Source organism: Emticicia sp. 17c, assembly GCF_037153985.1.
Lineage (GTDB): Bacteria > Bacteroidota > Bacteroidia > Cytophagales > Spirosomataceae > Emticicia.
Genome location: NZ_JBBAYI010000022.1, coordinates 24,056 through 40,238, shown reverse-complemented (window position 1 = coordinate 40,238; position 16,183 = coordinate 24,056). Strand labels below are relative to the sequence as shown.

General features: G+C 38.7%; 10 protein-coding genes and 1 pseudogene. 6 read left to right on the top strand and 5 right to left on the bottom strand.

The genetic code is table 11. The annotated features are described in order from the left end of the window. The 3 genes and pseudogenes from WAA15_RS23515 to WAA15_RS23505 form a co-directional block, all read left to right on the top strand. Window positions 1-2,364 (top strand): annotated as a pseudogene (locus tag WAA15_RS23515) (hypothetical protein); the annotation flags it as partial. Between the two features lie 48 nt (window positions 2,365-2,412). Continuing rightward, window positions 2,413-5,859: an Ig-like domain-containing protein gene (locus WAA15_RS23510; protein ID WP_337045301.1), complete on the top strand. Its 3,447-nt coding sequence runs from the start codon at window positions 2,413-2,415 to the stop codon at window positions 5,857-5,859. A 273-nt stretch (window positions 5,860-6,132) separates the two neighbouring features. After that, the gene (locus WAA15_RS23505; protein ID WP_337045300.1) at window positions 6,133-8,127 is read left to right on the top strand and encodes a T9SS type A sorting domain-containing protein; all 1,995 of its coding nucleotides are present in this window, start codon (window positions 6,133-6,135) and stop codon (window positions 8,125-8,127) included. A 4-nt stretch (window positions 8,128-8,131) separates the two neighbouring features. Here WAA15_RS23505 and WAA15_RS23500 read toward each other — a convergent pair whose 3' ends face one another. From WAA15_RS23500 to WAA15_RS23490, 3 genes are all read right to left on the bottom strand, one after another. Further along, window positions 8,132-8,614 carry a hypothetical protein gene (locus WAA15_RS23500; RefSeq protein ID WP_337045299.1) on the bottom strand — a complete coding sequence of 161 codons (483 nt, stop codon included), beginning with the start codon at window positions 8,612-8,614 and terminating at the stop codon, window positions 8,132-8,134. A 126-nt stretch (window positions 8,615-8,740) separates the two neighbouring features. Beyond that, window positions 8,741-8,989 carry a hypothetical protein gene (locus tag WAA15_RS23495; RefSeq protein WP_337045298.1) on the bottom strand — a complete coding sequence of 83 codons (249 nt, stop codon included), beginning with the start codon at window positions 8,987-8,989 and terminating at the stop codon, window positions 8,741-8,743. A 10-nt stretch (window positions 8,990-8,999) separates the two neighbouring features. Beyond that, a complete protein-coding gene (locus WAA15_RS23490) occupies window positions 9,000-10,436 on the bottom strand; it encodes an NADP-dependent isocitrate dehydrogenase (protein ID WP_337045297.1) in 1,437 nt (478 codons plus the stop codon). Between the two features lie 92 nt (window positions 10,437-10,528). On the opposite strand from WAA15_RS23490, the gene WAA15_RS23485 reads away from it, so the two are divergent. Then, window positions 10,529-11,452, top strand: coding sequence for a LysR family transcriptional regulator (locus tag WAA15_RS23485; RefSeq protein WP_337045296.1), 924 nt, complete (start codon window positions 10,529-10,531; stop codon window positions 11,450-11,452). A gap of 47 nt (window positions 11,453-11,499) precedes the next feature. On the opposite strand, the gene WAA15_RS23480 is transcribed toward WAA15_RS23485, so the two are convergent. Together WAA15_RS23480 and WAA15_RS23475 are read right to left on the bottom strand one after the other, a co-directional pair. Further along, window positions 11,500-13,140, bottom strand: coding sequence for a serine hydrolase domain-containing protein (locus WAA15_RS23480; protein ID WP_337045295.1), 1,641 nt, complete (start codon window positions 13,138-13,140; stop codon window positions 11,500-11,502). Window positions 13,141-13,208: 68 nt separating this feature from the next. After that, window positions 13,209-14,192 carry a helix-turn-helix domain-containing protein gene (locus tag WAA15_RS23475; RefSeq protein WP_337045294.1) on the bottom strand — a complete coding sequence of 328 codons (984 nt, stop codon included), beginning with the start codon at window positions 14,190-14,192 and terminating at the stop codon, window positions 13,209-13,211. Window positions 14,193-14,660: 468 nt separating this feature from the next. On the opposite strand from WAA15_RS23475, the gene WAA15_RS23470 reads away from it, so the two are divergent. Further along, a complete protein-coding gene (locus WAA15_RS23470) occupies window positions 14,661-15,284 on the top strand; it encodes a DUF3267 domain-containing protein (RefSeq protein WP_337045293.1) in 624 nt (207 codons plus the stop codon). 218 nt (window positions 15,285-15,502) lie between these two features. Beyond that, a complete protein-coding gene (locus WAA15_RS23465) occupies window positions 15,503-15,946 on the top strand; it encodes a hypothetical protein (RefSeq protein ID WP_337045292.1) in 444 nt (147 codons plus the stop codon). The last annotated feature ends 237 nt before the right edge of the window (window positions 15,947-16,183 follow it).

The window sequence follows — 16,183 nt, the reverse complement described above, 5'->3', positions numbered from 1 at the left end:
AGCGCAACAGTAACAGCCAGTGGCGGCACCGGACCTTATACTTATCAATGGTCACCAAGTGGCGGAACAGGTGCTACGGCTTCAAACCTAGTGGCTGGAACGTATACAGTTACAGTAAAAGATGCGAATAATTGTAGTGTTACTGCAACGGTGACTATCACCCAACCGACAGTTTTAACGGCAAGTGTAACCGGAATAAATGTAAAATGTAACGCAGGTAACGATGGAAGCGCGACAGTAACGGCCAGTGGCGGAACTGGACCTTATACCTATCAATGGTCACCAAGTGGCGGAACGAGTGCTACGGCTTCAAACCTAGTAGCCGGAACATATACAGTCACAGTAAAAGATGCGAATAATTGTAGCGTAACCGCAACAGTGACTATCACCCAACCAACAGTTTTAACAGCGAGCGTTACAGGAGTTAACGTAAAATGTAACGCAGGTAACGATGGAAGCGCGACAGTAACAGCTAGTGGCGGCACTGGACCTTATACTTATCAATGGTCACCAAGTGGAGGAACAGGTGCCACAGCAAGTAATTTAACCGCTGGAACATACACAGTCACAGTCAAAGATGCGAATAATTGTAGTGTAACGGCAACAGTAACTATCACTCAACCAACAGTTTTAACTGCTAGCGTTACAGGAGTTAACGTAAAATGTAACGCAGGTAATGATGGAAGCGCAACAGTAACGGCCAGTGGTGGTACCGGACCTTATACTTATCAATGGTCACCAATTGGTGGAACAGGTGCCACAGCAAGTAGTTTAACCGCTGGAACATACACAGTTACAGTCAAAGATGCGAATAATTGTAGCGTAACCGCAACGGTGACTATCACCCAACCAACAGTTTTAACAGCTAGTGTAACCGGAGTTAACGTAAAATGTAACGCAGGTAACGATGGCAGCGCAACAGTAACAGCTAGTGGTGGCACTGGACCTTATACTTATCAATGGTCATCAAGTGGCGGGACGAGTGCTATGGCTTCAAACCTAGTAGCCGGAACATATACAGTTACAGTCAAAGACGCGAATAATTGTAGCGTAACCGCAACGGTTACTATCACCCAACCAACAGTTTTAACGGCAAGCGTTACAGGAGTTAACGTAAAATGTAACGCAGGTAACGATGGCAGCGCAACAGTAACAGCCAGTGGCGGAACCGGACCTTATACTTATCAATGGTCACCAAGCGGGGGAACGGGTGCTACGGCTTCAAACCTAGCCGCTGGAACATACACAGTTACAGTCAAAGATGCGAATAATTGTAGCGTAACGGCAACGGTGACTATCACCCAGCCAACAGTTTTAACGGCGAGCGTAACCAGAGTTAACGTAAAATGTAACGCAGGTAATGATGGCAGCGCAACAGTAACAGCCAGTGGCGGCACCGGACCTTATACTTATCAATGGTCACCAAGCGGTGGAACAGGTGCTACGTCTTCAAACCTAGTGGCCGGAACATACACAGTTATAGTCAAAGATGCGAATAATTGTAGTGTAACGGCAACAGTTACTATCACCCAACCAGCACCTTTGGTTGCCGTAGCAAATGCTAATACCCCTGTTTGTGCCGGACAAACCCTGAATCTGGTTGCTTCGGGTGGAGACACTTATGCCTGGACGGGCCCTGACGGTTTTACTTCATTTAATCAAAATCCAAGTATTAATAATGTGCCAGTAACTGCCACGGGTATCTATACCGTTACAGTAACCAATGCCGTTGGCTGTACCGCTACGGCTACTATCTCAGTAGTAATTACAAGCCTTCCTGCTTCTCCGAGTATTACAGAAGCAGCACGCTGCGGCGAGGGAATTGTAACATTAAAAGCTACCGGATGTACTGATGGGGTAATTCAATGGTATGATGGGCAAACAAGCGGAAATTTAGTAGGAACTGGCATAACTTTTGCTACTACTACATTGAAGCAAAGTACATTTTACTTTGCATCGTGCTTCGCTAATAATTGTCAAAGCCCTACCCGTACAGCGGGTTTAGCAAGAATTAACTCTGCCCCAAATGCTGAGGTTATTCCGATAAACTCTACTTGTATAGCGAATAATCCACAGAACGATGCTAAGTTTTTGCTAAATAGGTATAGAAACGATGACCAATATTCATTTAATATCGGAACATCTTATAATAGCAATATAGCCACAAATTTTATAAGCATACCAACGAATGGATTAGTGCCAGCTTCTGGATTACAGAATCCAACAGGAAGTAGCCAAACGTATACTGTCAGAATAAAAAATACAGATGGTTGTACGGTTGACAGAACAGTAACAATTATTAAACAATGTGAAGGGTGTCCAGAAAACTACTGCGTGCCTGCCACAGTAACCAAAACAGATTAAGTACTCAATTTAATTAAGCTTTACATATCCAACTTATCAATTTGTCAAATGGAAAACAAAGTACCCAAAATTATCTTACATGCCAATCATAGACAAACCCGACCAGGAGTCTGGCTAATGATTGTTGGTGTCCTCCTGTTATTTATAAATCAAAATGTTTCTGCTCAAACTGTTTGTCAGGATCCAATATCTTATACATTAATAGGAACCGATGCTACTAGTGCCACTGCAAATGATGCGAGAATCCGTATCTCAGGTAACATCTCGGGCAATAATAAAGTAGGTTACTCAGTAGGAGAGACCTACACAGGGCCTGACTTTGCGTCAGCTACAAAAATTTCGGATTTAGACAGTGCCTATATCTCGAAAACATTACCAACACCGACGAATCCCGCAGGAACCAAATACACTATCCGTGTTTTCTCGGTAGATGGTAGTTGTTATACCGATAAGGTATTTACACTGGAATATGTAAACTTTAATACTGTGCCTGTGCATCCTGATATTCAGGTAGCCGTAGGCTCCGATAAAAGTAGCTCAGTACCTCTTAACACTACCGTAACCATCACAGTACAAGTAACAAACGTTGGTAACGGAGCCGCAACAGGGGTTAAACTGAAAATAGGTATTCCGGCTGGGTTTACCTATCTATCTGGTACAGCAAGCACCGGAACTTTTGCAACTAGTGATAGCGTCTGGACGATTGGCAATGTACCTAATGGAGGTGCACCAATCACCTTTACTTTAACTGGTAAAATAACCGCGCGTGGTGTAAAATATATAACTGCAAACGTAACAGGTGAAAATGAGCAAGACCTAGATTCAAGCCCAACAACAAATATTCAGGGTGAGGATGACTACGGTACAGCCTGTGTTAGTACACCGTTTGATTACTGTATGAATGATATATATGTGGTAACACTACCTAGATATACAGGTATTAAATGGTATAGAAATGATACCCTCATTACTGCTTCAATGCAAGGTGTAATCATTAATTCCGACAGCTCTTTATCTATTCTGAAACCCGGTGTGTATTCTTATACAACTAATATCGGCTTAAGTACTTGTAGCAGCAATGGCTGTTGCCCAATTTATGTAGAGCCAGGTACACCACCATTACTGGTTGACCAAGACCCTCAGAGTATCTGTAAGAATGCAACCTTTGCTGCCATAACTATTCAGAATACTCAAACGAATCCGAACGGAACGTATATTTATCAGTGGTATAACGATAATGGAGCAAATAACGCAAGTACAGCTGCCATCGATGGTCAGAATACCTCTTCTTTCACTGCGTTCCCAACAGCAGTGGGTGTGTACAAATATAAACTTAGAGTGTATGAGCAAGGACATGAAAATTGTGCCGACTCAACAATTGTTACTTTAACTATCCGTGACCTTCCAGTAGTAGCCATGACCGAAGTTAAACCTGTGTGTGCTGAGTCGACTATCAGTCTGAAAGCAGACGGTGCAGGTGACGGCGGTTCTTACGCGTGGACTGGCCCTGCTAACTTTACTGCCAATGTAGCTGCTCCGACACGCCCTAATGCAGAAGAAGCATTCGAAGGTAGTTATGTAGTAACAGTAACCAATGGTGTAGCTTGTTCGGCAACTGCTACGGTATCAGTAGTAATTAACGATTTGCCAAAACCACTGGTAACAACACCAAAAGTATTTTGTAGAGAAGATTCGGCTGCCTCAATTGCAGGAACAGCTATTGCAGAGGCAGGCCATCATTTACTATGGTATGGTACCGACCAGACAGGCGGAGACTCGACCCGTGTAATTCCGATACATAATCCGACAGAAGCTAAAACAACGCTTTACTATGTGTCGCAGGTAAGCGAATCAACAGGTTGTGAGTCTCATCGTAGCTCAGTCGAGGTAAAGGTAAACGAAAAACCAAATGCGCCAGTTGTGAACACCCCACTTTCAGCGTGTGAAGATTCTGCACCAATTACTCTCCAGCCAAACGAAACAGCTACGGCAGGTGTAACCTACCTGTGGTATAGCGGAGCCGTTGGCGGTACAGCCTCAACTACGGCAACAGTAGCATCAACTGATACGGTTGGTACTAAAACATACTATGTAAGTAAAAAAATTGATGCAACTACCTGTGAGTCGAACCGCAGCGCAATTGTTGTAGAAATCAGAGAAACTCCTGTGGCAGTTGTACAAACAGTAGCACCGGTATGTGCTGAGTCGACTATCGTTCTGAAAGCAGATGGTGCAGGTTCAGGCGGTTCGTATGCTTGGACTGGTCCGGCTAACTTTACAGCTAGTGTAGCGTCACCAACACGCCCTAATGCAGAAGAAGCCTTTGAAGGAAACTATGTAGTAACAGTAACTAATGGTGTTGCTTGTTCGGCATCTGCGTCAGTAGCAGTAACTATTAACCCATTGCCAGCAGCTCCGGCATTAGCAACTACTCCTAAAGTATTTTGTAGAGAAGATTCAAGTACTTCTATTGAAGGAGCAGCAATTGCATTGGCAGGCCACCATTTATTATGGTACGGAACCAGTGAAACGGGCGGAGACTCTACTCTAGCAGCCACTCCTTTCTCTGCAACTTCGGCTGGTGTAACAACTTACTATGTAAGCCAGTTAAACGAAGCCAACGGTTGTATCTCGCATCGTACGCCTGTAACTATAACAGTAAACGAGAAACCGAAAAAACCAGTTGCTGAAGACAAAGTATATTGTCAGAGTATTCCGGCAGATGTACTTACTGCCACGGGTGATGCGCAAAATACAATTAAATGGTATGAAAATCCAAAAGGTGGCAATGCTATAGCCGCACCAACACCACCTACTAACGAAGTAAAAACCTTGTATTACTATGCAACCCAGACAAACAGCTTTGGTTGTGAGTCTGACCGTGACACATCAACTGTTAAAATCAACCGTACGCCTGATATGCTTGTAGTAAACCCACTAAAATACTGTCAGGATGCTACACCAAATGCGCTTAGTGCAACAGGCGAAGTCGGCAATACTATTGTATGGTATGCAAATGGAGGTACTTCTCTAACTGCTCCAGCAGTATTAACAAATACACCGGGTCTGACTTACTTCAGTGTAACACAGATAATTCCGGGTACAGGTTGCGAGTCTCCAATGGCAACGGTAAGTGTAACTATCGATCCGAAACCAGTAGCCGAGGTAATCGCTGTCAATTCAATCTGTATCGGTACGGTGTCTCAGAACAATGCACAATTGATTCTGACCAGATATCGTAACTCTGATGAGGTTTCATATAATTCAGGGGGTACTTATAATGCAACAACGCCAAGTGCCTTTGCATCAGTACCTAATGGTGGGGTATTTGCCAGTAACCTTGCAAACCCAAGTTCAGGAACACAATCATACACAGTCAGAATTAAAAATAGTTACGGCTGTACCATTGATAGAGTACCTGTACTTACACAAACCAATTGTGCTTGTCCTGGCGGATACTGTGAACCAGCAAGTATCGAAAGAAAGGCTAAGTAATAAGATAACATAAAATTATGGCCAGTTTTAAATCCTGTAAGATTTATGTCTTACAGGATTTGACTGGTTATAATATAAATGTTCTGCTTAATTATATTGGAAATAGTTCGTTTTTATTTATCCCGAAAAAGCTTTTTTCATAACATTGGTCGAAAAGTAACGTAGCATTGCAGGCTACAAACAGTATGTACCCTTAGTGTTTTAGATTTAATAAAGTTTGATTAACTTTTAAACTATTTACACAATTAAGTGATTTAAGCTATTGAGATTACAATGAAAAACTTTCAAAGTTCGTCAGAAAATATATATACTTTCATTCACAAGGTTTGTTTTATATTACTGGCATTTGTATTTCTGAGTTCTAATAAAAGTGATTCCAATCAATTGATTGGCAGGGAAGAGGCTGTACAGTGCTTTCCGCCTAGCTTTTTGCTACACAGCGTCGATGTAACACAGGCGGGTGTAAGCGATGGAAAAGTCTATATATCAAATATTTATAATGCCACACGCTACGAAATTTCACAAAATGGCAACAGCGGAATGGCTTATGCTAAGGCACTTCCGATTGAGCCATCCAGAAGAGAAATTGAAATAAAAAATCTGCCTAATCCCGTTTCTGCTACTTCATACACCGTAAGACTTTATAATTCAGAGACCTGCTTCGCCGAACAGACCATCACGATGGAGCATGTCAATTTTGCAAGTATCGCCGATTATAGTAAACTGGAACTTATTCAGGCGGTAGATATTCATAACCCACAGCTCGACGAAGTTGTAACTTTTACGACAGTTATCATTAACCGCGGTAATAAGCAGGCTACAAACGTAGCTATTCAGAACGTACTCAGTAATAGTTTAAAAGTGGTTTATTTTTATGCTGATAAAGGAACTTTTGAATCAATAGGAGGTATCTGGACGGTTGGCAATGTTAACGGAGGCGAAACGCTTAAACTTGTAATTAAAGCAAAAGTAACACAAGAGGGTTTATCTTACTGCACCTCTTTGATATGGCGGCAGAATGGTATCGAAAAAGATATTAAAAATAGGCTAGCCAGTGAAGATGAAAGCGATTATGGGGTGAGTTGCGTAAGTGTACCTGTAAGTCTTAAAAAAGATGAAACATACAGGGTTACTTTAAAAAAATATAAGGGTGTCAGGTGGTATTATAAAAATCCATCTTCGGGTGTATATGATGAAATAACCAAAGATACCTCACCTAATGTTGCCATCATTAATGCCGATAGCTCGTTAAGTATTGCCAAAGGAGGCGAATTTACTTTCTCAAAGGCTTCTGGTTCTTGTAATATAACCAGTTGTTGTCCTATTCTGGTAGAAGGCTGCACAGGCCCTAAAATTGTAATAGATTCTATTTATTGTAACAAAAAAGTTGACAGCTATAGCATAAGAGTTAAACTGCTTGATGATGACTGGGCCTTGGTTCAGCAAATTTATGCCGCTATTACCAATATTGGTATGCCAAGTTCTTATGATTATCTCAAACGCCTGAACCGTTTGCCCTTGCAGTCAAGTGCTGGGTATGTGGTAGCTCATAATAATGGCTTTTATACAGTCGAGAATATCCCGGCTTTTATGCCAAACGTTTCGTTACTGGCAACAGATATTACGGGTAATTGTAGCACGAGTAAGATAGTAAATGCTCCTAATTGTAACTTACCAATGGTGCAAACACCGTTGGTTCTGAATCGGAACGAAACCTTTTCGCCCGGTTCTGCCATTCCGGCATTTAGTGTAACCAGTTCGGCTAAAGGTACGGAAGTATTATGGTTTGACGATGAAAACGCTCAAACACCCATTGCTACCGGAAACGAATTTGTTCCTCAACGGGCAGGTACCTTTTATGTTGCTGCCAGAGACCGTAAAACCAGAGTAATGAGTGAGAAGAGAGAAATAACAATGACGGAAGTAAAAGATACTGATGAAGATTTGTTTGCTACTAAAGTTTGTAAATGTGAGAGTGCCACCATCAAACCCGACGATGATTTTAGTAAGGTCAGTATTTCAGCTTTATATCCGAATCCGGCAGACAAAGAAGTGAATTTTGATTATAGCCTACCCGAACATCTGCCAAGTGCCAAACTTATATTCTTTAACTTATCAGGTACGGTTGTAGCTACTCATGGTATTGAAAACAAAGAAACTAAAGTAACTATTCCGACAGCCGATTGGGTAGATGGCACTTATTTTTATCAATTAACTATCAATGGAAAACGTATTGTAAGTAACCGATTCCTGATACTGCACAATTAATCATTTATTTCAAAACCTGTATTTCCTGAATTGAGCTGCTCTCTTTTGTAGTAATTATACCTTTAATTGTAATCCCGTATTCAGTCATAAAATCTTTAAAGAGCTTAAATGCTAAAATATTGTTTACTTGTGCTTTGATATTTAATTCTGCTAGTTTGTGTTGTTGTTCTTGTAACGGCAAGCCCTTAAACACAGACAAGTAATGCTCAATATATATTTCTTCAATTACTTTTTCGCAGGTTAGGCCAATGAGTTGTTTTCTGGTTATAACGCTATTAATAAACTGGCATGAGGTATCATTTACTAAATAGATTGTTTTGATTTTTTCTTGATGAATAAGGTGTTTTACAATGGAGTTATATATAAAATCGTGAGTACCTAAAACAGTACCAGCATAGGTCAGGAAGAAAACATCGTTTCCGTAATGGGTTCTTATGAAATTCTCCAGACATGAAAAAGGACATACGATAAATAGCTTGTTTGCCATAATTATATAAATAGATGAATGCTTCAAATTACGCTTTTATATAGTAAAGGATGCCCGACAAGCATCCTTTACACTCAGATACAATTATTCTGAAATATTCCGAAAATCAGGTTAATTCCTTTCAATTCATGAGAAATCGGCACTGATAACCGCTTCGAGTTTCAATTTCTGCCCATTTTGGCTGATACTTTTTCTGAATTCGTAGAGTTCCTGTTGTAATCGTTTTATTTTTGATTCTCTGTATTTTATATCTTCTTCATTTACGTCTTTTGCTATCTTATTTTCGTGATACTTTATTTTTATGTGTATCAGTTGCGTTACAAGCTCTACGGCATCGCCGGAGCTAAATTCGCCTTGTATCAGTTGAATATTCATAAGATTAAAATTATTGTCCCTGACCTAATGAGTAAGCAGGTTTACCATCAAAAGCATAAAGATTTTCAGTTTTGATGGTATCTATGTTTTCACCAAGTGCGTTTGTTAAGATTTCAATGATATTGTTTTTGCTGATGGTAGCTCCTTCCACAGGTTTAAACCGGCATCTCCAATGGTCAGTACAGAAGGTTTCTTTAAATCCATCAGGCCAGACTTTTATGCCTCTGTTTGTAATCATACTTAGCTTAATTGCTTCGCTTTCAATAGTTTTAATTTTAGTTGCCAATTCGTTGGGGTCATCTCCTGCCCAGTGTACAAATACATCAACTCCAACAAGTTCTTTATTTGCCGCAGGTTTGCGTTTATATTTGGGCAGGTTTAAAGCCGAATTGTTGGCATAAGCTACTGGCTTCAGTATACGTGGCTTTTGCCCGAGGTTTGCAATTACTGCTTTTGCAAACTCTTTTGTGCCGACTTTCTCCTGACTGACTCCTTCCTTGAAAATATCATAGGTATGAATACCATCTTCCAGAGTTTTTAACCACGCATTCTGTACTTTTTCTGCTACATCGGTTTGGCCGATATGATTCAGCATCATGATTGCGCCCTGCAATAAACCTGATGGATTGGCCACGTTTTGGCCTGCTCTTCTAGGGGCCGACCCATGAATGGCTTCAAACATGGCGCATTCTTCCCCAATATTGGCCGACCCCGCCAAACCAACCGAACCTGTTATCTGAGCGGCTACATCGCTCAGTACATCGCCGTATAGATTAGGCATCACAATTACATCGAATGCTTCGGGCGTATCAGCCATTTTAGCAGCACCAATATCAATTATCCAATGTTCGTTTTCTATTTCTGGGTATTCCTGTGCAATTTCATTGAATACCTGATGAAACAAGCCATCGGTTTGTTTCATGATGTTGTCTTTGGTGAAACAGGTTACTTTCTTTCGGTTTTGCTGTTTTGCATATTCAAAGGCATAACGAACAATTTTTTCGCATCCGGGTCTGCTTATGAGTTTCAGGCATTGCACCACTTCGTCGGTTTGTTGATGCTCAATACCTGCGTATAAATCCTCTTCGTTTTCTCTGATAATAACAATGTCCATTACCGGATGCTTGGTACTTACAAATGGGTGAAGGCTCATGCACGGCCTTACGTTTGAGTATAACCCAAGAAATTTTCGGGTAGTTACGTTTAAACTTTTGTAGCCTCCGCCTTGTGGGGTAGTAATAGGGGCTTTCAGAAAAATTTTGTTACGTCTGATAATATCCCATGCTTCGGGGGCAATACCGGAGGTATTTCCTGAGAGGTACACTTTTTCACCTACTTCTATTTCCTCAGTTTCAATTTTAGCTCCTGCTGCTAAAATTATTTCAAGTGTGGCATCCATTATTTCAGGGCCTATGCCGTCTCCTTTGGCGATTGTTATTTTTGTCATTTCAAACGGGGTTTATTTTAACGCCACAAAATTGATAATTCTGATTAATAAATTTTTATTTATATTTGTAATAAAAATCATAAAAATTATTTATGAATTATACCTTAAACCAATTACAGATTTTTTTGAAGGTTGTACAGACTCAAAGCGTAACTAAGGCTTCGGAAGATTTACACCTGACACAACCTGCTGTTTCGATTCAACTGAAAAACTTTCAGGACCAGTTTGATATACCGCTGACGGAAGTAGTTGGCAGAAAGCTCTATATCACTGATTTCGGACGAGAAATTGCAGAAGCGGCCGAGAATATACTTAATCAGGTGTATGCCATCAATTATAAAACTTTGGCTTACAAAGGGCAGTTAACGGGTAGGCTAAAGATTTCGGTGGTATCGACCGGAAAGTATGTAATGCCTTATTTCCTGACTGATTTTATGCAGCAACACTCAGGAATAGAGTTATTGATGGATGTAACAAACAAAAATAAAGTTGTAGAAAGCCTCGAAAACAATGAAGTAGACTTTGCGCTTGTTTCTATCTTGCCAAATACTTTAAATGTTGAAAAACTTGATTTACTTCAAAACAAATTATATCTGGTGGGCAATACCCGAATGAAACTGGATAAAAACATTGAAACAAAAGAAATATTTACAGATTTGCCTCTGATTTTCAGAGAAAGAGGGTCGGGTACAAGGCAAACAATGGAAAACTTTATTGAAAGTAATAACATTACGGTTTTAAAAAAGATGGAGCTTACTTCTAACGAAGCTGTTAAGCAGGCATTGCTGGCTGGTTTGGGCTATTCAATTATGCCATTGATAGGTATAAGAAATGAATTGCATAACAATGAATTACAGATTATTCCGATTGAAGGCCTACCAATTAAAACCACATGGAGTTTAATATGGTTAAAAGGCAAAAAGCATTCGCCGGTTTCATTAGCGTTTCTTTCGTACTTAAAAAAAGATAAATCACAAATTGTTCAGAACAGGTTTAGCTGGTACGAGCAGTATTAGTCTTTTAGGCAACTACAAGCTATCTGTTTTCACTGAAAACATAGCCCTTATTCAGTTTTCCTGAATAGCACGCGTTTTATTCTATCTCCGTTCAGTTTGATTGAGTTATTGGTTATCTCGAGTACATAGCCATTAACTATCATCTTGTCAGGCGAAATCAGAAGCCCCTCTGCCGATTCTTTTATTATTACTTCGTATGTTTTTTCTTGTTTAGGGCGTATCTCAAGTGTTGCTGCGGTTTCATCATTCCGGTATTTGCCAACAATTGTATGGGAGTCGAAGCCTACCCAGTTACTTTCTGTTTTGGTAAGCGTATAAGGCTCATGAGTAGTATAATACGCTGTTACTTGTAATTGTCCTTTTTCGTTTCTTTTAAACTCTTGTTTAAAATCGGGGTCATAGGTTTGATGCCAGATGTTTGGTGCTTCTCTGGATAGTTTCACATCGTTGCGTCCAAAGCGTTTTAAATAGATTTGGTCATTGATTTTTTCAAATCTGAATATAAAATTATTGTCAGTCTGGTAAATTCCCAGTATTTCGTTATCAGTTAAGTAATTGCTGGTTTTTTCTGGTTTTGTAAGGAAATATTCTGAGTCAGGGGCAAAATTAAACACTACATCAGCCATTTGTCTTGTTTGCATAGAAGGGATGGCTTTACCTGTGTTTGTTAGCGTAATAAAAGTAATTTCAGGTTTAGAAAACCGAATTACTGTTGCTTTCCATGCACCGGTAGCTCCTTCATGGAAGCGATAAGACTTACCTTTGTATGAACCAAATTCCAGCCCATACCCATACTGGCTTTTAGGAAAATTTTCAGACAGCAATTGGCTTTTTTTAATAATACGTTGCTTGATTTTCAAAGGCACTTTCCCTTGAATAATCATTTCCCATTGTATTTGGTCCTGAAGAGTAGAGAAAACATTTCCATCGCCACACACATTCCATTTCCATTGGTAGTTAGTCCAAGTATTGAAATTAAAGTAAGCTCTGGCAATATGCCCTTTTATTTGAGTGTAATCATCAATAAATGAAGTATTAGGCATGTCTAACTTTCTAAACATTTCGTTAGTGTAGGCTACAAAACTATTTTTTGTTAGTTGTTCAATAATTTTTGCAAGTAAAATGTAATTAGTATTGCTATACAGATAGGCGGTACCGGGTTCAAAATTCAAATCATGTTGTTGCTGGATAACCGACACAACATCATCATTATTAAAGGTGTTTTTCCACCATGTTAAGCCCTGTAATGACCACAAATCATAAATGTCTCTGATACCACTTCTGTGTGTGAGTAAGTGTTCTATTGTAATAGCTGTTTTCAGGTTTGGATAAAGTGTCGGGAGGTATTTTCTGATATCGTCAGAAAGTTTTAATTTTCCTTCTTCTTCCAGTATCAGAATTGCTAAGGCCGTAAATTGTTTACCGTTTGAGGCAATATTAAATTTTGTAGTTTCAGTAATAAAAGAGCTATCTGCCAAATCGGCAAAGCCTACTGTTTTTTGGTAGATTACCGTTCCGTTGCTGATGATAGCAGTAGCGATTCCGGGAGCCAATGCCGGAACATCCTGTGTAGCAATGGAGTCGAGTTTTTTTATTTGTAACGGAGTAAGGTTGTCAGATACTTGTGCTTGTGTAAATGAGTGCTGACTTAAATTCAAAAGTAGTAATAATAAAAACGGATACTTCATGGTTGATAGTTTTTATGCAAAATTGCTGAACCAGAAAGCTGAAATCGCTCTAAATCATGATTTGATACTCATTTTTCATAATTTTTTCTGATATAATCTTTCGGGTTAAGGGAAGTATACTTTTTAAAGGCACGGTTAAAGGTAGATTTGGAATTAAAGCCACAGTCAAGTGCAATGCCAAGCAGGGTCTGTAAATGATGTTCTCCTTGAGCAATTTTCCTGAGAGCTTCACGAATACGATACTCATTAACAAAGTCATTGAAATTGACACCAAACCCCTGATTAACTACCTGCGAAACTTTCTTAGGATGCGTATTCAATAACTTGCATACATCCGAAAGTATCAGCGTAGGATTTGTATAAATTTTATCGACCTCCATTAAAGTTTCGATTTTTTCTTTCAGAATGTCTAAATCGGGTATTTCAACAGATTTCTGAGGAGTGTCGTCGGGTGTATCAATATTATTTTCAGTAAATGAGGTGAGTGAATTAATCGTGTTTGAGTAGCCATTTATTGAAATATAGTAGAACAGAAAAGAATAGCTAAGGTAGTACCAGAACTTTTTTCCGAAAGCTGCCCACTCAGGGTTCGAAATAAAAAATATAAGCCTGAAAAGAATCAAAAATAAAAAAGCAATTAAAAATTTTTTAGCCCAGTTAAACATAACCGAATCGGCAAAACTTAACTCGTTATAGGTAAATTCTTTGTATTGAGTATAGAGTTTTAAACTGATAATCAGATAGTAGGTCATAGATAAAAATCCTGCAAACTGATACCAAGTTGAAAAGTCTTTATCTTTTTGGTCAGCATAAAAATAGTATTCTTTTAAAACTAGCTGGTCTGTTACTACAACAATTACAGCATATAGCAGATACAAACCCGCCGGAATAAAATGATAGAAATGTTGCTTTGTGAAAGTAAACGAGCTATCGAGCAAGCTCTTGAAGTAAAAATAAAGAATGGGAGGAAGTAGAAGCAATTGTTGGAAAGGCACATAAAACATGATGTTTCTATAGGGTTGTCTGGTATACCAGCCTGCATATCCTAACATAAAAGGAGCAATATATAGCGCAGAAAACAAAACAAATAAACCTAACCAGCAGCTCGATTTGCTGTTATATTGCAAGGCTTTATAAAATAGCAGACAAGAAAATACTAGCCCATGAAAGAAAAATATAAGTAATAGCGAGCTTTTAAGTTCAAAACTAAATAGCATGGGTTTAAATTTTGTTTTTCCTGACAAAATTCAGGTTTGTTGTAAGGGCTTTTTCTTGATAATAATGCCTTTAATATAAGTAAATAAATTGAGCCTGTATAATTTGCTGTGTCGGATAAATGCCAGAGAGGCTAATGTTTTCCGTTATTTAGTTTAGAATATGATACATTTCACCATTCTATGTCTGATAATTATGTGCTATTTTAGCATTGAGTTAAATTTTGCTTGGGTCAGGTAATCATAGATTTACTAAGATTCAAGAGTTGATTCATGCTATTATTTATTTAAAATGTCGGTTTTACTATGGATATCAGACCCGAAGAACTAACTCAGAAAGGTTATACTTTACTCGACCAGCTTGGGCATAAAGATTTAGTGCCTTTTGTGCGAACCTATATTAACAAAAAAACAAAGTATACAGCTTTGTATTATGTAAGTAATTTACTTGCATTTGGGCTTACGGGCTATTTGTTTTTTAAAAAAATTGATACATCAGCTATTGATATTGGGGGGCGTTTTAGTCATTTTAGTTATGGGTTGGCTATCGCTTTTTTGCTAGTACCATTGCACGAGTATATTCATGTATTGGCCTATAAATCGCAAGGTGCAAAAGATACTTCTTATGATGCAAATCTTAAAAAATTCTATTTTATGGCCCTTGCTGATAAATTTGTAGCAAATAAAAAAGAGTTCGAGATTGTGGCATTAGCACCATTTATTGTCATTACTGCTATTTTGATTCTGATACTTTTTGTGGTAAATTCAAGCTGGATGCTAACCATTGCAGGCACTATTCTTACACATACAGCAATGTGTTCGGGTGATTTTGGCTTATTGAGTTATTTCCAGTTTCATCATGATAAAGACGTTGTTACCTATGACGACAAACACAACGGTGTTACTTATTTTTATGCCAGACCTAAATAAAATAAAAAGGTAAGTACTGAAAACCTGACGCAAAACCATGAGCTAGTTTTTAGATGGTATCTAACCATAGATGCGTGTTCAGTAATCAACGGGTATCATATTCTTCAACATTACAGATACTTTGCTTGTTAATGAATCAGTTGAGTTTCAAAAGCAATATCAGTAAGTGCTGGCACAGTTATTTAGTCAATAATAGTGTTACTAAACTTATTATATAAATGCACAGAATTCTTATTGTTTGTTTTTTCATGCTGTCGGTTTCAACTTACGGGCAGCGTGTTGCTAATTTTGCTTATAAAAACTTTAATGCCAAAGATTTTGAAACCTATGCTTTTTGGGTAAATGCCAATCAGGTTGGCGACATTAACTATTCTTACAAAACACCGGAAGGTGATATAAAAAGCATGAAGCTGGAGTATCAGGGAACTGATTTACTGAATGGAGAAAAGGCATTTAAAGTATTGTTTCCTAATAAACTTATGCTATACGTTGTACCCCGAAAAAACAATACCTTACGCATAGCAAGCCTTGACGGGAAATATGCCAAAACGTTCCATTGGTTATACGAAGGGCCTGTTGCGGGTAGGGGGACTTTCTGCAATGCTTGTGCTGAAAACGCTGCTGATGCTGCCAATCTACTCAAATTATATTACCTGAAATAACAACTTAATGGTTTCAGTAAGGAATTGCTGAAACTTAAATACTGTTTCTTTCGCTATATTATATAGATAGGCAATACATACAAAACCTGCCAGCTATCATATATTGCTTTTTAGCCTCTGCACGAGGCTTTTTTAGTTTAATTTATTTGAAAATACTGAATAAATAAAATATATTATATATAATGAAATAATAGTATATTTTATCTATATGGAATTTTCAAAATATTTTGGATAAAA